At 43.4% G+C, this 17,779-nt stretch carries 16 protein-coding genes and 1 pseudogene; 7 read left to right on the top strand and 10 right to left on the bottom strand.

What is annotated here, in order from left to right; all coding sequences use genetic code 11:
* Positions 1-8 precede the first annotated feature (8 nt).
* Positions 9-242 carry a CG2 omega domain protein gene (locus M9196_RS03580; RefSeq protein WP_250616150.1) on the bottom strand — a complete coding sequence of 78 codons (234 nt, stop codon included), beginning with the start codon at positions 240-242 and terminating at the stop codon, positions 9-11.
* A gap of 176 nt (positions 243-418) precedes the next feature.
* Between M9196_RS03580 and M9196_RS03575 the strand changes: the two are divergent.
* Positions 419-574 (top strand): annotated as a pseudogene (locus tag M9196_RS03575) (helix-turn-helix domain-containing protein); the annotation flags it as partial.
* Between the two features lie 275 nt (positions 575-849).
* On the opposite strand, the gene M9196_RS03570 reads toward M9196_RS03575, so the two are convergent.
* The 3 genes from M9196_RS03570 to M9196_RS03560 all read right to left on the bottom strand — a co-directional run bounded on the left by M9196_RS03570 (position 850) and on the right by M9196_RS03560 (position 3,778).
* Positions 850-2,934: a DUF3466 family protein gene (locus M9196_RS03570; protein WP_250616149.1), complete on the bottom strand. Its 2,085-nt coding sequence runs from the start codon at positions 2,932-2,934 to the stop codon at positions 850-852.
* 58 nt (positions 2,935-2,992) lie between these two features.
* The gene (locus tag M9196_RS03565) at positions 2,993-3,244 is read right to left on the bottom strand and encodes a hypothetical protein (protein WP_250616148.1); all 252 of its coding nucleotides are present in this window, start codon (positions 3,242-3,244) and stop codon (positions 2,993-2,995) included.
* Positions 3,245-3,382: 138 nt separating this feature from the next.
* The gene (locus M9196_RS03560; protein ID WP_250616147.1) at positions 3,383-3,778 is read right to left on the bottom strand and encodes an MmcQ/YjbR family DNA-binding protein; all 396 of its coding nucleotides are present in this window, start codon (positions 3,776-3,778) and stop codon (positions 3,383-3,385) included.
* A gap of 279 nt (positions 3,779-4,057) precedes the next feature.
* Between M9196_RS03560 and M9196_RS03555 the strand changes: the two genes are divergently transcribed.
* The gene (locus M9196_RS03555) at positions 4,058-4,486 is read left to right on the top strand and encodes a VOC family protein (protein WP_250616146.1); all 429 of its coding nucleotides are present in this window, start codon (positions 4,058-4,060) and stop codon (positions 4,484-4,486) included.
* 129 nt (positions 4,487-4,615) lie between these two features.
* Here the strand turns inward: M9196_RS03555 and M9196_RS03550 are convergent, their stop codons facing one another.
* Both M9196_RS03550 and M9196_RS23605 read right to left on the bottom strand, forming a co-directional pair.
* Positions 4,616-5,293: a response regulator gene (locus M9196_RS03550; RefSeq protein ID WP_250616145.1), complete on the bottom strand. Its 678-nt coding sequence runs from the start codon at positions 5,291-5,293 to the stop codon at positions 4,616-4,618.
* Entirely contained in the window at positions 5,286-6,728 is a 1,443-nt protein-coding gene (locus tag M9196_RS23605; protein ID WP_250616144.1) for an ATP-binding protein, read from the bottom strand. Before M9196_RS23605 ends, M9196_RS03550 begins: the two co-directional genes overlap by 8 nt.
* A 277-nt stretch (positions 6,729-7,005) precedes the next feature.
* Here M9196_RS23605 and M9196_RS03540 point away from each other — a divergent pair, with 277 nt between their 5' ends.
* The gene (locus tag M9196_RS03540) at positions 7,006-7,752 is read left to right on the top strand and encodes a hypothetical protein (RefSeq protein WP_250616143.1); all 747 of its coding nucleotides are present in this window, start codon (positions 7,006-7,008) and stop codon (positions 7,750-7,752) included.
* Positions 7,733-8,521: a hypothetical protein gene (locus tag M9196_RS03535; RefSeq protein ID WP_250616142.1), complete on the top strand. Its 789-nt coding sequence runs from the start codon at positions 7,733-7,735 to the stop codon at positions 8,519-8,521. The genes M9196_RS03540 and M9196_RS03535 overlap by 20 nt, the downstream gene beginning before the upstream one ends.
* A 122-nt stretch (positions 8,522-8,643) precedes the next feature.
* On the opposite strand, the gene M9196_RS03530 is transcribed toward M9196_RS03535, so the two are convergent.
* The 3 genes from M9196_RS03530 to M9196_RS03520 form a co-directional block, all read right to left on the bottom strand.
* Entirely contained in the window at positions 8,644-9,549 is a 906-nt protein-coding gene (locus M9196_RS03530) for a DMT family transporter (protein ID WP_250616141.1), read from the bottom strand.
* A 93-nt stretch (positions 9,550-9,642) separates the two neighbouring features.
* Positions 9,643-10,275, bottom strand: coding sequence for a 3'-5' exonuclease (locus M9196_RS03525; RefSeq protein WP_250616140.1), 633 nt, complete (start codon positions 10,273-10,275; stop codon positions 9,643-9,645).
* A gap of 148 nt (positions 10,276-10,423) precedes the next feature.
* Entirely contained in the window at positions 10,424-11,854 is a 1,431-nt protein-coding gene (locus M9196_RS03520) for a sodium-dependent transporter (protein WP_250616139.1), read from the bottom strand.
* 652 nt (positions 11,855-12,506) lie between these two features.
* Between M9196_RS03520 and M9196_RS03515 the strand changes: the two genes are divergently transcribed.
* The gene (locus tag M9196_RS03515) at positions 12,507-13,079 is read left to right on the top strand and encodes a hypothetical protein (protein WP_250616138.1); all 573 of its coding nucleotides are present in this window, start codon (positions 12,507-12,509) and stop codon (positions 13,077-13,079) included.
* A 116-nt stretch (positions 13,080-13,195) separates the two neighbouring features.
* On the opposite strand, the gene M9196_RS03510 is transcribed toward M9196_RS03515, so the two are convergent.
* Positions 13,196-13,615: a universal stress protein gene (locus M9196_RS03510; protein WP_250616137.1), complete on the bottom strand. Its 420-nt coding sequence runs from the start codon at positions 13,613-13,615 to the stop codon at positions 13,196-13,198.
* Between the two features lie 628 nt (positions 13,616-14,243).
* Between M9196_RS03510 and M9196_RS03505 the strand changes: the two genes are divergently transcribed.
* Together M9196_RS03505 and M9196_RS03500 are read left to right on the top strand one after the other, a co-directional pair.
* Entirely contained in the window at positions 14,244-15,836 is a 1,593-nt protein-coding gene (locus M9196_RS03505; protein ID WP_250616279.1) for an ABC-F family ATP-binding cassette domain-containing protein, read from the top strand.
* Positions 15,837-16,332: 496 nt separating this feature from the next.
* Positions 16,333-17,727: a glutamate decarboxylase gene (locus M9196_RS03500; RefSeq protein ID WP_250616136.1), complete on the top strand. Its 1,395-nt coding sequence runs from the start codon at positions 16,333-16,335 to the stop codon at positions 17,725-17,727.
* The last annotated feature ends 52 nt before the right edge of the window (positions 17,728-17,779 follow it).

Here is a 17,779-nt window from a genome sequence, read left to right as displayed (position 1 = left end):
CGCAGGCGCTATTTTTTCTTTCCATGTCCCTTACCTGGGTTATCTTTTCCGTGAACACTTCGATCATTCTTTCCTTTGCGATGCTTGCTATCACATTCTTCTGATTCAATTTTAACGCGTTTTGATTCATAGTTAATGCAGTCTTCACTTAGCTCAAGGTGATCGCCTTTAATAGAGATACTCGCATAGCTGATTGATACAGGAAGTAGCATGGCCGTTAGTATAAAGATAAGTTTGCGCATTGTATGGGTGCCTCATTGTGGTAACGATTGGATGAGGCGTAGTGTAGGGGAATACTTGATGGGGATTTGCCATTTTACGTCAGCATGCACAAGTGTTTAGGTTGTTATTGTGAATGGATGTATTTGTCCATGTAGCTAAAATGGCATTAGCCGAAAGTTCGGACTGTTGGTCATGGGTTCGTTACTTGTACTCAATGGATTTATTACGAAGTGGTCAATCGGTAAAAGAAGTTGCATTTACCTTGGGTTATAACCAAGCCAGTCCGTTTATTAGTATGTTTAAAAAGTACGCAGGCCAAACGCCTGAGCAATATAAGAGCAAACTGCTGTAAACGAACAGTTTGCTCTTATGGCAATACGTTGCTTTATGAGGTAGCAGCAAGTTATGCCTTAATGCCGCTTAGGTGCTGGTGGGCGTGTTATTGCGCTAAGTAAACCTTGGTACTAAGTCAACCTTGATATTAGGTAAACCTCGGTGCTAAATCTTCATGATTATTGAGAGTCTATCGCTATTCAGATTCTATGGTCATTCAGAGTATCGGGTGGTTAAGTACCGATGCTGGTTAAAGCCCATGCTTGTTACGAACCCAAGATACTCAATAATCTGTTATGTTCGGGCTCGACGGCGACCTAGCCCCAGCAGTAATAGACCCAATATCGCGAAGGGGTGGGCACTGCCACCGGCTCGGCTCACTGTTGATGTATCCTCTTCTCTTGAATAAATATCAGCACTCGTCGCCCCGTTTATGGGCATTAATTTCACGGCGACGACCGTCTCGGTCTCCGTACCTTCGCCGCAAGTGGCAAAATGGTCAGTGGTATCGTAGCCCGACGCACACTTGATGGCGGTAGCGGCAATCACCCCCGCATCGTTGATGTCGGACGCACTGGTAATGCGATAGGCATTGTTGCTGTTACTGTACTCACCGCCATTCGTTAGATCGTCAAGCCACCATGCTCGATTGTTCATGACTGCGCGGCGTTCTACGTCGCTGCCCGTTCCGTTGTAAGGGTAGATAAAACCACGACGACGACGTTGTTTACTGTCTATTTCCGAATGATTTTCCGCATCTACTTCGCCGACAATTTCATTGTAGTTATTGATTGCATTGACCTCACCCCCGGCGCTCGTAAAGAAAATACTCTGCGATAAACTGGAAAAGTAGACCGCTGTTGGTGAGCTTTGACTGGCGTCGGCGATAAACATTCTATTGGCTGCGGTTCCGCTTTCCGGCACGCTGCCGGATCGTTTTGCTTCACCAACCACCAATAAATGTTCGTTGATGTCTTTAGCAAGAGAGTTGCTATAAATATACGTATCGTCGCTTTCAAGTTTGGCGTTGTTAATAAATACGGATTCCCATGCATTTTCGGCGACGACAAAATTAGCGGTATCAATAGGACGAAATATCGCGGCTTGTATGAGCATATTGTCGTCGGCAAGTTCGGTATTAAAGCCAACCAACACCGGAAGCTGATCATAAACACTATTCTCGCTGTCAATGATGGCAGCCGCACGAATACTCGCTTGCGCTGTGGCATAGCTGTAACTGTCGTAGCTCGTCGCCCACGAGGTTGCTGGGAATCGGGTGTCGCCATTATCTTCTAATGACCAGATAAACGCTTGGCTTGAGAAACCAAAATTTTGACAAGCCGCATTGAGTACTGGCTGATCTAAATCAACACAGCCGCTAAGATCAAGCCCAGCATAGTATTTGGATGAATCGGAGTAATCGAACGTTGCGACAGCGGCATTACCTACGACATAGGTTTGGCTATCACTGCCGCTTGTTGGGTAGGTAAAGGTATCGAATGCGAGTGTGCCGCCCATTTCTTCGATGAGTAATTGCTCACCTTCGGAATCAGCAAAGCTTAAACTGTCATCTGCCAAAGGCAGTAGCGTCGTGACCGTCGCGCCGTTAATGACTATGCCCCGATGGCGATACGCTTGAGCGTAATAACCTTGGTAATCAAAGTAGCCGCTACTGGCATTCGCCAAGATATTTCCCTGAGAATCTTTTTTTAACACCTTAAACTCCATTGTGTCGAGGGCGATACTTAGCGTATCCGAATAATGGGCTGGCAGATAAGGTTCAACAGTCAATGTCGATTGGCTTTCATCGAATGAGCGGTAAAGTGGCGTATAACTGGCGGTGTAATAGGCATCACGTTCATTTTGTAATCCCCCGATGCCATTGCTTGAATCGCCATACCAACGACGACTCGTCCAAGCGTCACAAGTGGCGTAGCCGAGCTCACTGTAGCAGTATGACGACAGATCATCATAATCGAGATAGTAGAAATATTTATCGACACCAAACGCCACTTCTTCATCAAGCGGCAAGCCTTCCAACCCATTCATGCTGTAGCCAATCATTGGGTGATCGGTTTCGATGCATTGTTGCGAAAAGCAAGAATTGGAGTCTGAAGGAAGAATACTTGCAGCGTGAAATTCTGAAGCGGCTTCATAACTTGAGGTCTCGACCTCAACAATACGATAAAGCGCGGAGTGACTTGGGTACGATGTAATAATGCACAACGATATCACAGATAATGGTAAGCCTTTGAGCACAGGTCGTCCTTGGTTGTATTTATCAAGCTGGGAGATAGGGAGATAGGGATATGCGGGAGTGACAAAGTCATGACAGAAGCTAGGTCTCGCTGCTTGTGCAGCGATAGAGATACATATCACTAACTTCCTGACTGCCTTCCTTGAACCAACTCCCTTGAATGGCCTCTCTGGGTATCGATCAGTTGCGTTCGCGCTTTCTTTTCGGCTCAGGAAGTTCGTCCTCCGCTAGCGTACCGCTGCCATCACTATCAAATTGGTCAAAATCTTCTAACAATGGACCTTTGACTTCGTCTCGGCTTAACTCACCATCACTATTGCTATCTAACTCAGTAAATGAGGGAGGTCGACGGTGCTCACGTTCTTCGTTAGCTTGGGCGGGCAAGAGTGCGCTTGATAAAAGTAATGCCGTCACAACGAGGACGATTTTCATAATGAGTTCCTTAGTTCGGTCAGCACATTTTGTTAGAGCTAGGTGCTGGGTTATTCGAAGTAGGTGACATTATTGGTGACTAAATTGGAGGAAATATGGATAAAATGTGGAGAATGGGCCTTAGTTGAGAGGTTGTCGTCAGTGGGCTTGGTTAAGTCCTAATTCTTGCTGCATTTTCTTTGTTAAACCAAGAGAGACCAATCGGTGAGACTCTTGAAGGTAATACGCCAGTTCTTCATCCAATTCTGCGTGACACTCGATACACTGGATCCACTTCATACCTCGCGAAGCAAAATATGGGGCTGGAATATAGCCAGATTTATCACTCAAAAAATCGAAGTTTAGAGTTGATGTTTTAAACGTAATTGCAGGGACGTCCCCTTTGTTACTGCCATTCTGCGTTGGTTGTTTACCCAACCCGCTGATGGCAAAAACTTTGCCGCCTACTTTCCAAACATGGGAGTTATTCCACTGTACAACATAAGTTGTGGCAGGAAGGTTTTTACAAAACTGGTTAAATTCTTCATTTGTCATTGTCAATTCCTTCCGTGCTTTGAGCAGAGCTCACATTCGTGTGCGGTGGTGCCCGTAGGTTTTAGTTTATCAGTCGTTTTTAGGCTGGCCCCTAGGTTTATTTTACCAGTCGTTGCTAATAAGTAAAAAAAACACTTTACCTCAACTTAACTTGAGGTATTAGAGTTGAGATAAACCCAAGGCATACCACGCTGGTTGTTGATTATCGTTGTGATCATCGTTGATGCAATTGATGTGAATGCGTTGGAATACTCGGTCAACAATAAAAAGGAAGATATTATGAACAGTTATGTAGAACACGCCAATATTGCCGTTATCAACGTAAGAAAAACCGTCGATTTTCTTATGGCAGCCATTCCAGAGTGGACGATTCGCGGGCAGGGTAAATATGAAGATTCATCTGGTCATGACGTGGAATGGTTTCATGTTGGAACGGATGACTCTTATCTTGCTTTAGCTTCCAATGGCAAAGGCCAAGCGCCCGACTGGCAGACCAATTACACCGGCGTAAAGCATGTTGGTATTGCGGTTCCGGATCTTGAGTCGCTTGAAAAGCGCTTGGAGGAAGTGGGGTATCTGTTGGATCATCGCGGTGCCGATCATCCTTACCGCAAAAACGCCTACTATATGGAAGATCATAATCTGCAATTTGAGTTCATTGAGTATTTATCTCAACGGCCTTCTGAGAAAAATGACTACAGCTTATGATGGCGCTAATAAATTGGCCGCTTAAAAATCAGCATTAATGCCATGGTTTAAGAGGAATGGTTTAAGGGGATAGACTACGGCTTTACGCTGGTATTGAATACGATTTTTAGGTCTTGTTTACCGCTAGATCTAAAAATCAAATTTATATCCGATCCCGTAAACAGACTTAATGTAATCGCATTGTGAGTTCACATGCTGAAGTTTCTTTCGCAAATTTTTGATATGGCTATCAATGGTGCGGTCGAATACTAGCCGGTTGTCTGGATAGATATGGTTCATGAGTTGTTCTCGGCTGTAAACAAAACCGGCATTATCATGTAAAAAAGCCAGTAGCTTGAATTCAGCTGGGGTAAGCGATAGCGGATGTTGCTGATAAGTCGCGACCATTTTATCTGTGTCTATATGAAGCGCAGCTAACACGGGCGTGGTTTGTGACGCTTGTTGAGAACGTCTCAAGACATTTTTAACGCGCACGACAACTTCTCTAACGCTGTAAGGTTTACAAATATAATCGTCCGCCCCTAATTCTAAGCCAAGAAGTCGATCTATTTCATCAACACGCGCCGTTGCCATAATGACAGGGACTTGCGTAAACGTCCGAAGTTCTCGATAAATGTCTAAGCCATCTCGATGCGGTAGCATTAAGTCTAAAATGATGAGGTCAGGTTGGTGAGCTTTGACCCAATCAATCACGTCTAATCCATCAGAGATGAGTTGTGTCTTCATACCCGATTGCTGTAAGTATTCACACACTATTTGCCCAAGCGTGGGTTCATCTTCAACGACTAATATTTGAGTGTTATTCATGATCATTTGGCTTATGTTTATTCAAAGACACGATGACAATAATGCCACCAAGTTCAGATGGCTTAGCACTGATTTTCCCATTATGCATGTGCACAATGCTGGCGCAAATGGAGAGCCCTAACCCAGCGCCGCCATACTGCCGACTGCGTGATTTGTCGATTCGAAATAAGCGGTCAAATAAATAGGGTAAGGCATCCTTGTCTACTGAAGGCGAGGAGTCTTCAATGTGAAACTCTACACGTTGATCAAAGTCTTGCATCGAAATTCTAATTTGACCATTCGCGTCGGTATAGCGAAAGCTATTCTCTAGTAAGTTACCTATCAACTGTGACAGGCTTTTATCATCTCCCCAAACGATGACTGGTGATTCTGCGTGGTACTCTCTTGTTAGTTTTAGCCCTTTATCTGAAATTCGGTGCTCGTAGTTCCTTGATTGCATTTCTAAAAGGTGGGTCAGGTTAGTGTCGGAGAAATTCATTCTAAATGCGCCTGAATCAGATAGAGAAAGTTGGTATAAGTCTTCCACTAACTTACTGAGAACACGAACTTGATGATGCATTGAGTCGATGTGCTTTGGCTCTGGTTGTCGAATACCATCTTGAATCGCCTCCAGCTCCCCTTGTAAAACCGAAAGAGGGGTACGAAGCTCATGAGAGATATCGGTAATCCATTGCTCTCGGGTCTTTTTTTGTTCTCTTAAGCTGGTGGTTAATAAGTTAAATGCTCGACTTAGTTTGGAGAACTCATCATGGCCTTGAGTGGGGATCTGACAGGTGAAATCACCTTTAGTCAGAGCGACTGCGGTTTTATTTAATTGCTTAAGAGGCATCAAAAAATGGCGAACAAGCAAAATAGCAATGATGAATGAACCAAAGCCTGCTAACGAAATAATCCAAACCATATTCTTCATTTGCTGGGCATAAAAACTCTCGACCAACCTATCGGTGATGGTATTAGGGTGCTGAATGTTGAGCCACCCGATCGTAGTGCCAGACTCGGTGATAGGAATGGATGTGACTGGGTCATCGTTAGAAGTGGGGGGAGAGTCATGACCAATTACCCAATCATGGCTCTGGTCGGTTAAATAGACGCGATGGCTGAGTGGTCTTTGGGACACTGATGGTTTCTGACGATTTGGTCTAGGTTCATCGAACTCCATGAAGGGGCGGCGACGAGGGGGTGGTTCGCCAATTGCAATGAACAGCTCATGCCATAAGTAAGGATCAGACTCTAATTCACGCCAGCCAGCTTGTGAGTCGTAGTACTGAGGGAGAGCAGTGGCAATGACAGCAATTTTTTCGGTTTCTTTTTCATTGATGTACGACTGAAGTCCGATTTTAAAACTGTGATTGATCATCCAAGACATGCCGATGACCATGAACAGGCTGCCCAATAAGATAGAAATAAAAAGCTTTGAAAATATCGTTATTCGCACGGGTAGTCCTTGGTATAAAAAACCATTCGGTATCACTATATATGGCATTTTAGCGAAAAAATGTGGAGAAAAAATGGAAAAAACGACTGAACTGGTTATATAGATTGTGTGGATACGTTGTAGGTTGATAGTTTTGACAATTATATTGACAGAAATAATGGTTTTGTTGCGCTGAGTTAAAGAATGTTCACACAATATTGGTATAAAAGAATTCAATGACAAATTGATACAGATATTTATGCCGATTAAAAAGACGCTTTTCAATGTTTTTCTGATTATGATTTACACTTGGCTGCTTGGTTCTATTTATCATGTAATGACATTTCGAGATAACTTGAGAGATGATGTAGAGCAGATTGTGACAAGAATTGACGCCCACCTTTCTACTGTCGAGCAAGAGTTGCGACAATTACCAGTATTACAACAGTGCGATTCAACTTATATGACTCTACTTCGGGAGCGAGTGTTTAATAGCGTGACATTACGCGGTCTGATAGTGGGAGAACTTCAAGGGCCATTCCCTAATTTGTGTAGTAACTTTGGCTTATATAGCCGTCATGTAGATGAAAGAGATTGGGACTATTCATCACGAGGTGACTTGCTGTTTGGCAAAGTTAAATTTTCTAAGTATCGGCGAGACAGCTCTTTTGCGCTGGCGGTTAGAAGAAACGATGGATTGGTCATCGCGTTGGTTAATCCAAAGGCGATTCTAGGTTGGTGGATTGGCCCCAATAATAAAAAGTCGAATATTACGCTCTCGTTTACCGACGAAGAGGCTATTCGAATAGAACGGTTTGGTTTTTCACAAAGTGATTCGACATTAACCTATTCGTTTGGTTTGTCGTCCGATGTATTCCCTTATCAAATTTCGGTGCACCGTTCTTCGACAGAGTTTCTTAGTCAGTTAGTGACATTTTCGTACCGTTTGATTGGGTTATTCACCGCAATATACGGCGCGTTATTAGGGTACTTATTAATGGTTAAGCATCGTAATCGGGGAGACAATGTTGAAAGGTCCATATAGTAAGGTAGCGTTGATACTACTCGTGATCTTGGCTGTCGCAGTAATAAGCTTTTTTCATGCAAACATGATTGTAAAAAGAGAAATGAAGCACAGTGCAGAATACAGCTTGGATAAAATAGAAAGTCATATCAGTGCTATTTCTCATGCCATTATCTCTCTGCCATATAATCCTAATTGTCCTTTATCCTTGCAGAGAGAATATGCAAATCTGACCTACGAAAATGAGGAGGTGAGGGCGTTAGGGGTTGTTGAAGAGTCCTCAGGTTCATGGTCGGCTTGTAGTATTTTTGGACCGGTTAATAGTAAAGAGCAATATTGGCAAGGTGATCAATTTGCGGATCTTTTCTTAGGGTGGTCAAAGCATACTGACTATTTCCCAGAAACATCATTTGTGATCTCGATTCAGGAGGGAGAGCGTCACTCGTTTGCGTATGTGAATCCAAGAAGAATGGTTGGGTCTTGGATTGCGCCACGATTGGACTTTGCTGATTATGAAATAAGGCTGCCGAACCAACGCGAGCAACGTGCTTCCATGGCACGTCACAACGACCATGAAACTTGGTTTGGTGCACCTGTGCGTCAACAGGTGACTTCACAGGCCTATGGTTTTGATATCACACTTACCACCGCTTATAGCACGGTGATCAGGAGAGCCTGTGTTTACTTTTTGCGAGGTCTTTTGTTAGTCACATTTATTGGGTTCACGATTTGGATGTTAAGTACACCCTACGCCTTATTGAAAGCGAAGAGTATTCGTGATCAACTTTAATTATTACGAGTAAGTTTAACTATTTCTAGCAAATATTCGCTTCTAGCAAATATTAGCCAAAGTGAGCGAATTTATTGAGTTCGCTCCCTTTGACTGACACATCTTAGCGCTTCAAATCTGAGTTATTGAGATCGTAGCATACGGGGAGATTTCAGGTTTTTGCCAAATACATTGATCATGGCGCCCATGACAATCAAAGCGCCGCCCGCATAGGTCCAGAAGGAAGGCGTTTCACTAAAGAAAATAGCACCAAGGATGATGGAGAAGACAATTTGCACGTACGCATACGCAGAGGCTTTACCTGCCGCTTGCGTTTGCATTGCTTTGGTTAAGCCTAATTGCCCAATCTGAGTAAATATTCCCACCAACACCAACAAAAACGTCAGCGTGAGATCTGGCATAACAAACTCATCACCAATCAGCAGTATCGACAAAGGGAGCGCCACCAATGGGAAGTAAAAAATAATGACTGAACTATCTTCTGTCACACTTAGCTTTTTGACGATGACATAAGCGATAGCACTGCCAAATGCTCCTAAAATGGCGATGCCGACGTTAAATAGTGGCAGGTCACTGACACCATTTGAGCTGAGGGTTGGATACACCATCACGTACAAACCCAGCAGACACAGTAAAATACATAAGACGGTTGAGAACTGGACGCGTTCTTTTAAGAAAATAAAGGCGAGAAACGCGGTAAATACTGGGTGGGTATATTGTAAAATGGTTGCTTCAGCAAGAGGTAGTGTGGTGATGGAATAGTACACGCACATTAACGCCATGGTGCCTACCGTGCCGCGTGCAAGGAGGAGCTTTTTATTGTTACCCCACACCGAAATCTTTTTACGTTTTACATCACCATAGCTAATGATCAATGACACTAACGCTCGCGCAGCAACAATTTCAAAAACGGGCAGTCCAAAAGTGCTGACGTACTTAACGCATGCTGACATTAAGGCAAAGCCCAGAGCCGACAGCAGCATAAAGCGGACACCAACAGGGAATAATTCAGCTAGACGAGAGTTCATAGGGCGCTCTTAGTTTAAAGTACACGTTTCGTTAAAGGTGTATTCCGTTTAATAAAGAATTCGATTTAATTTCAATTACTACTGTAACGTGAATTAACTTTGCATCTCAGCGTATTTACGTAAGAAATTATCAACAGACGCTTTCGGTGTTTTGGATAGTTTCTGTATTAACTCAAAACTTGGCGTGGTGATTTGATGCTGCTGGTGTAGCGTATTGAGCAAGACCATCCACAAAGAGGCGGTGACTTCCGCATCTGCCAACGCACGGTGAAATACTCCATCGTTTTCAATATGATGGTAACGGATGAGATCACCCAGTTTATGTGATGGTGCATCTTGCGTTAATCGACGTGAAGCCAGCAGCGAACAGGCAAATGTACCCTGATAGTTGGCTTGAATTCTATCCAGTTCTGCATCTAAGAAGCGTTGATCAAATGATGCATTGTGCGCCACGAGGTTACTATGCTGAATCCAATCTGAAAACTCTCGCATGACCTCTTCACAGCTTGGCGCACTCGCCAGCATGTGGTTGCTGATTCCCGTGTAGTTTTCGATAAAGCCACTGACCCTAAAGCCCGGATTCATCAAAGATTGAAAGCGATCAACGGCAATGCCATTTTCGAGTTTCACTGCACCAATTTCTATGGCTCTATCGCCTTGATTTGGGGATAACCCCGTGGTTTCAAAATCGAGCACAATAACGGAATGGGCAGGTGAAGACATCAATAAATCTCTAATAAACAAGCAAGGTGGCAAAGTCTAACTTGAAGTACGAAGTAGGGGAATATGTTGGAGCGGAATTCTGACATAAAAAAAGAGGAATCTACTGATTCCTCTTTCATAATGATGCTGTGACTATCTAAGGCGTGATTGCTTATAGTTTCTTAGAAAGGAAACCTGTTAGCGCAATGATACCGATACCCACTAACATGATTGGACCTTTACCACTGTCAAAGCCGCTTGAAATACCAGCAAATGCTACGATTGCTACTGCTACTGGGATAACGTATTTAACTAGGTTGTACCAAAGACCAAATAGTGGGAATTTTACTTCGCCATCGTTGGTGATTTCTTTCTCTAGCTCTTCGCGAGTCAGTCTCCAGCCTGCGAAGATACATACCAACATACCGCCAACAGCTAGGAAGATTTTGTCAGTAAGCAAGTCGAAAATATCAAATGCACCGGTATCAAACAGCGTTGGACCTAAACCACCTAGTGATAGGGAAGCGAAGATACACAGCACAGCCATGACTGAAGCTGCAGAAAGTACTGCTGTAATACGTTTGAAGCCTTTCTCATCTATTAGGTAAGAAACGACAACTTCCATTAGAGAAACAGAAGACGTTAGTGCCGCGACTGACAAGCCAATGAAGAAGAGTAGTGCGAACACCACACCAACGCCGCCCATTTCAGCAAATAGCTGAGGAACAACAACGAATACTAGACCAGGACCTGCCGCTGGTTCCATGCCAAGAGCAAACATCGCAGGGAACATCGCGATACCAGCAAGGATTGCAACACCTGTGTCCATCGCAGTAACCATTGCAGTGGTTTGAACAAGATTTTCTTTCTTTCTAAGGTAGCTACCGTAAGTGATCATACAGCCCATACCTAGGCTTAATGAGAAGAAGGCTTGCCCAAGTGCTGCTAATACCACGCCGCTGTCTACTTTCGAAAAGTCAGGGCTAAACAGGAATTCAACACCCGCCATTGCGCCAGGAAGCATCAAACCTTTTATTGATACGATGATTAGAATCAGGAACAGGATTGGCATAAGAACCTTACCTGCTTTTTCAATACCACCAGAAATACCGCGACTTACGATGATTACGTTAAGTAATAGATAGCCGCCCATCCACATCAGTGGTTGGATTGGGTTAGTGATGAAGCCACCAAAGCTGTCGCCAATTGCTTCTGGCGTGCTGAGTAGACCGGTAGACACTTTCTGAACGTAAGCCAGTGCCCAACCACCTACAACTGGGTAGAAGCCCATGATTAGCAAGCCACTTAGAACGCCGATTACCCCAACGAACGTCCAGCGACCATCTGTTGACTTAAAAGCACCAACGGCACTGCGACCGGTCTTACGACCTACCGCAAACTCAGTTAGCATAACGCTAAAGCCGATAAAAATAACAAAGGCTAAGTAGATTGCGATGAAAGCACCACCGCCGTTTTCGCCTGCTGTGTAAGGGAACTTCCAAATGTTCCCCAAACCTACAGCAGAACCTGCTGCAGCCATAACGAAGCCTAGCTTCGATCCCCAATTATCACGGGGCGCTGTGTTTGTATTGCTCGTTGCCACGGTAACTCCAAAATTATTCTGTTGTGTTTGTTTATACTAGGCGCCGAAAAATGTGATGTAATTTTTTATATACACTTTCTAAAGTTTTACTAGGCGCTGTAATCGTGACAAGTAAACCAGTTTGTGGTTATAGATGGAAGTGTGAATAGTGCATTTTTCTAACATTTGTCATTAAAATGTTGTTAAGTGCTGATTTTTTGCTCTTGTTTTCATTGGGGAGCTGTTTTAAGCGTAATATCCAGAAGCTTAACTGGTCGGATTTTACTCGTTTAGATGCATATTTTACAAATTGAATCGATACTTTACGTTATCTAGTGATATGAATGGATAGCTATTCTTGTCTGTGACTTTGCATCAAAAAACGTGGCTTCGTACATTAGTTGTGCGACTTAGCGAAGCAATTTACGTTTTTTTGTTAATTTACGTTTTTTTGTTAATAGGTGTCGTGCATTTTAATGAGCTGGTTGTCAGTTTGGTTCTGTCAATGGGTAGCGCCAGTTTATGTGGGATGTTAGGTGTAAGGTTTTATTGTCACCTATTGTTTTCAAAGATCGTGCATGGTTTAAAACGCATTGACAAAATAGAGATAACTAGAGAGGCTTAACGGCAGAAATCGTATGAGCGATACCTGTATTTTAAGAAGATAAATGAAATGACCGATCTTACCGAAGACCAAGAACACGCACTAGCCACATTCAAAGCGGCCCTTCACCTCCCTAAAGGCGGGTTTCATGTCCTAATTGTCGAATTGTGCAAACAGTATCAATTGCCTTTTCAAACGTGTCGTTCGGTACTAAAGAAAGCACAAAAATCGATAGAGTCAAAGATACGTCTGAACTTCCAAGATATCGACAATAGCGATCTCACTCAGAAGAATTGGTTGAGCCTAATTCACGCGACCCTGACCGATCTGGCTAAAGACAATCAGCCATTGATGGAAAGTATGACTGGCGGTACACGCTATCGAAAATTGATCAGTGACATGCAGCAATCTTCTGACGACAGCGATCGTGAGATGCAGCGGGATAGGCTCCTGACGATCTATGAGCAAGAGGTTTACAAGTCTTTGGCAGCGATGCTACACACTTCTGCACTCTATTGGGAATTGAGGGACGATCTATTTGAAATGAGTGATGAGCGGTTGGCAAAGTTTGCCGACTATACACAACACGTTGAAGCCATTAGGCATCTACAACAATTATCACTGCAGATGAAAGCCAGTTGACCTGCTAAGTTGGCGATCAATAGTCTAAAAACCAAATAAGCAGCGCTACCACTATCGCTGCTTATTTTTATCGCTCTATTTGTTACTGAACTGAACTGAACTCAATCGAAGTGAGCTTAGATAGGTACAACTAGAATATCGATCGGAGACTTATTAATTAGGTGTCTAGAATAAGAAACAATACGGCTCCAGAAATCATGGTGATGACCGCAAATCAAGAGGTCAATCTCGTTTTCTGTGACCGTATCTTCAAGTTTATCACCCAAGTCACCAGTGCCGACTAAGAAGCGTTTGATAGGGAAGTCTGTGTACTGTTTAAAAGCGATGAGCTTTTCATTTGAAGTCGCGCTTAGCGGTTGACGTTCAGGCTCTGCTTGAATATCGACTAAATCTGGGTAGATTTCTCCATGACTCCCATCAATATGAATAAACGACACTTCAGCATCCAGAAGCTTGGCAAAGGATACTGCTTTATCAATGACTACATGGCTATCATCCGACAGCTCTAACGCTACTAAGATATGCTTATATTTCATCACTATACCCTCATGTTTTTGTGCCTACCTTAAGCATAGTTTTGGATCGGCATAAAAACTATCTCAGTGATCGCATAATTCATAAATGACGGCAACTTTGCTGCCTAGTGACGGCTTTACTCTGACGACTGCGCCGTCATCGCTAGGCTATGCTTACTTAATAATGTGATTAGCTAGTCTAGGTTTTGCGAGTTCACACCTCAAAAAAAGGTCAGTTGCCTTATTGGTCTATTTGGGTTTAGAATTTAGCCATCATATCAAGCGGAGCGAACGCCATAATGAAGTACTAACATCCTGACATCCATTTTCTATCTAATTAATTGGACTCTCGGGGTTAGTGGGCGTTACTTCGTCATTTCTATCTGCATCATTGTATTATCTTGGCTGGTTAGCCAAATCCATTGTCGTTGTACTTCGTGTGTTTAGATACTTTGCGCTTAAAGTGGCGTTATGGTTCTTTACAATATAAACGTGTTCGAGCGAATTTGGACGTTGTGATAATACGGTCAAAGTAACGTTTAGCCATTCGGTTCGAAAGGCGCAACCCCTTTTGCATTTATCGTAAAAGGAGGCGGATATGCCTGCACGTAATACACGTCAAAAAACAACGAAAACGCACCCATCATCAATGCAAACTCTACCATCGAGTTCGTTGTTGGTGGCGCAACAACTGTCATTCCAACTGGATACGGGTGAATGGCTATTCAAAAATATACATTTTTCATTGGCAGATCGGTTTACCGGGTTGGTGGGGAGGAACGGGGTAGGTAAATCAGTATTGCTGTCGTTGCTACTGGGAAAGAAGCAACCGACGGAAGGCCAAATAATACGCCATGGCCAATTTTCGTATTATTCACAACAGCCTTCGATACTGTTAAATCGTGACGTGAGTGTTGTTGAATTCCTAGGTATTTCGAAAAAGCGTCAAGCGTTACGTGCTATTAGCCAAGGGGAGTGCGAACAACGCTACTTTGATATCGTCGGTGAAGACTGGTCACTGGAAAGTGATGCCCAGGAGGTACTGAAGTCACTTAGAATTGAGCCTGACTTAGACGCGTATTGCCACTCGTTAAGTGGTGGGCAAATAGCGAGGTTGCAATTGCATCAGTGTTTTCAATCTGGCGCTGACGTGCTTTTGTTGGATGAACCATCCAATCACCTCGATGAAGACGGTCGACAATGGCTGATTGAACAGTGTCACCATTTTGATGGTCAGATATTATTGGTTACCCATGATCGAAATTTACTCAATCAGGTGGATGCTATCGTACAAATGACGCATTTAGGGTTGGATTATTTTAAAGGAAACTATGATCATTACTTGGCGCAATCGACATTGCAGACGACGGCACTCAACAAGAAAATTGCTCAGGTGAAATCTGAGCAAAAAAAGTGTGAGCGTCAGGCACAGCTTAGCCAAGAAAAAGCGCAGCAGCGCGCTGCACAAGGAAACCGACTAAGGCGTTCAGGGAGTCAGCCGAAAATACTGTTAGATGCCATGAAAAATAAAGCCGGACAAAGTCAACGCTCGGCAGTCAAACAACAAAGAAACCAGCAAGATAGCCATAAATCGAAGTTGCAGTCCCTAAAGGCGGAACAGGTGAGTGTCGCTCCTCAAGCGTTCTATTTCTCTTCCTTAACATCCTTTAAGAAAAAGACCTTACTCAATATCGAAAACTGCGTATTAAAGTATGGCGGTATGGGACCGTACTCTTTTGCGGTCAAGCAGGGCGAACGCTATCACTTACAAGGCAAAAATGGATGTGGAAAGTCGACCTTGCTAAAGGCGATACACGGAAGTCATCCTCACCTGTTGGGCACTATCTCTTGCCATGTTCAAACCGTATATCTTGACCAACATTTCAGTTTACTTAACGAACAGCAGTCAATTCTGGACAGTTTGCTCACATATACTCGCGGTATCACGTTAGGTGAGGCGAGAACGCTCCTCGCTGGAATTGGGTTTCGTCGAGATAATGTTCATCGCAAAGTGGCGCACCTAAGCGGTGGAGAGAAGATGAAACTCTCCATGTTGATCGTGACACAAAACGATGATGAGACGGTTTTGTTATTGGATGAACCAGATAATCATTTAGATATTGAATCTAAAAGCTTACTGGCAATGGCACTTCAAGAATATAAAGGGGCATTTATTCTCGTCAGCCACGACTCTAGCTTTGTTTTGGATGCGAATGTTAGGGACGTCATTGCGATGGAATAGAAGTTGATCGTGAAGGTGAAGGTGAGTATTAAATGGAACAAGATTAATGATAATAGAGTAAATAATGCCTCTGAGCGTAGAAATATAACCTTAAATAATCAATGGATTAAAGCAATGATGTTGTTAATTAAATAAAGCGGGTTTTCACGAAAAAAATTATGTGTCGTGGTTACATGGCTCTATTTGGCATTAAACATCTTACGACGTTATCATCCTTAATGCCGAATGTTAGTAGGGTGTAATTGCGTTTAAATACTAACCTAATCATAGGGTTATGGTGGTTTGGTGAGGGTTTTTTAACACAGTAGTATCGTTGTTATTGGACGATAGTGTCAGTCTAATCTTACGCTATCGCCTCAATTACGGGATGTTATGTTTGATGTGTGTATATTGCTGATTTCACAAGGCTGATCTATCTTTTCTGTGTCTCATATAAGAACCATTAATAAAGTCATTCAGGTAAATAAAAACATTTACTACTAGGAGTAACGAAATAATGCCTCTTCATAATAAAGATTCAGTAAGAAATGATCTATTAGATGATATTTACTCATCTCGCGATCTGTCACTTTCCATGCCTAAATATAAAATTCCTGAGCAAGAACATGCACCTAAGCATGCTTATCAAGTGGTTCATGATGAGTTATTTATGGATGGCAACTCTCGTCAGAACCTAGCCACGTTCTGTCAGACATGGCTTGAAGATGAAATTCATCAGTTAATGGATGAATGCATTGATAAAAATATGATCGACAAGGATGAGTACCCACAAACAGCAGAAATTGAAGCACGATGTGTGCACATGCTCGCTGACTTATGGAATTCACCAGACGCAGAGAATACGTTGGGCTGTTCAACGACAGGCTCGAGTGAAGCGGCGATGTTGGGCGGCATGGCTCTGAAATGGGCATGGCGTGACAAAATGAAAAAATTAGGTAAACCAACGGATAAACCTAATTTGATTTGTGGCCCAGTGCAGGTCTGTTGGCACAAGTTTGCGCGTTATTGGGATATTGAATTACGAGAAATCCCCATGGAAGGTGACCGCTTAATTATGTCGCCGGAAGAAGTTATTAAACGCTGTGATGAGAATACCATCGGCGTTGTGCCGACGCTGGGAGTGACGTTTACGTGTCAGTATGAACCCGTGCAAGAAGTACATGATGCCCTTAATAAACTGCAAGAAGACACCGGTCTAGATATTCCAATGCATATCGATGGCGCGAGTGGTGGTTTTCTTGCTCCATTTTGTGAACCAGACTTGGTGTGGGATTTCCGCCTACCTCGAGTGAAGTCCATTAATGCTTCTGGGCATAAATTTGGTTTAAGCCCATTAGGAGTGGGTTGGATTGTTTGGCGTGATGCCTGTGCACTTCATGAAGATCTTATCTTTAATGTCAACTATCTAGGTGGCAACATGCCCACCTTTGCTTTGAATTTTTCAAGACCGGGCGGGCAGATTGTTTCCCAGTACTATAACTTCTTACGATTGGGTAAAGAAGGCTATCGAAAAATCCATCAAGCTTGCTACGACACGGCGGCCTATTTGTCAGATGAGATCGACAAGCTCGGCATCTTTGACATTATTTACGATGGGCGTGGGGGAATACCTGCAATGAGTTGGTCGTTGAAAGAGGGGGTTGACCCAGGCTTTAATCTCTTTGATCTGTCTGATCGTATACGGTCACGTGGTTGGCAAATTGCCGCTTACGCTATGCCGCCGAAACGCGAAGACCTTGTCATTATGCGAATTCTCGTTCGCCATGGTTTCAGCCGCGATCAAGCCGATATGCTCGTATCGGATCTAAAACATTGCGTAGAATTTTTCGCACAACACCCAATTAGTCATGGTAGTGATGCGAAAGAGTCATCTGGCTTTAATCACGGTTAACTCCATCAAGAAACCGTCCCAAGGGCGGTTTCTTAGCTAACCTTTGAACGCA

This window comes from Vibrio methylphosphonaticus (assembly GCF_023634655.1).
GTDB lineage: Bacteria > Pseudomonadota > Gammaproteobacteria > Enterobacterales > Vibrionaceae > Vibrio > Vibrio methylphosphonaticus.
The sequence above is the reverse complement of the archived record's forward strand: the minus strand, read 5'-3'. Positions and strand labels throughout refer to the sequence as shown.

What these genes read in the sequence shown, in the direction of transcription:
- M9196_RS03515 (WP_250616138.1), top strand. Translation starts at nt 12,507, where the DNA reads ATGACCGATCTTACCGAAGACCAAGAACACGCACTAGCCACATTCAAA.
- M9196_RS03540 (WP_250616143.1), top strand. Translation starts at nt 7,006, where the DNA reads ATGATTTACACTTGGCTGCTTGGTTCTATTTATCATGTAATGACATTT.
- M9196_RS03555 (WP_250616146.1), top strand. Translation starts at nt 4,058, where the DNA reads ATGAACAGTTATGTAGAACACGCCAATATTGCCGTTATCAACGTAAGA.
- M9196_RS03565 (WP_250616148.1), bottom strand. Translation starts at nt 3,244, where the DNA reads ATGAAAATCGTCCTCGTTGTGACGGCATTACTTTTATCAAGCGCACTC.
- M9196_RS03510 (WP_250616137.1), bottom strand. Translation starts at nt 13,615, where the DNA reads ATGAAATATAAGCATATCTTAGTAGCGTTAGAGCTGTCGGATGATAGC.
- M9196_RS03505 (WP_250616279.1), top strand. Translation starts at nt 14,244, where the DNA reads ATGCAAACTCTACCATCGAGTTCGTTGTTGGTGGCGCAACAACTGTCA.
- M9196_RS03550 (WP_250616145.1), bottom strand. Translation starts at nt 5,293, where the DNA reads ATGAATAACACTCAAATATTAGTCGTTGAAGATGAACCCACGCTTGGG.
- M9196_RS03530 (WP_250616141.1), bottom strand. Translation starts at nt 9,549, where the DNA reads ATGAACTCTCGTCTAGCTGAATTATTCCCTGTTGGTGTCCGCTTTATG.
- M9196_RS03560 (WP_250616147.1), bottom strand. Translation starts at nt 3,778, where the DNA reads ATGACAAATGAAGAATTTAACCAGTTTTGTAAAAACCTTCCTGCCACA.
- M9196_RS03500 (WP_250616136.1), top strand. Translation starts at nt 16,333, where the DNA reads ATGCCTCTTCATAATAAAGATTCAGTAAGAAATGATCTATTAGATGAT.
- M9196_RS03580 (WP_250616150.1), bottom strand. Translation starts at nt 242, where the DNA reads ATGCGCAAACTTATCTTTATACTAACGGCCATGCTACTTCCTGTATCA.
- M9196_RS03535 (WP_250616142.1), top strand. Translation starts at nt 7,733, where the DNA reads ATGTTGAAAGGTCCATATAGTAAGGTAGCGTTGATACTACTCGTGATC.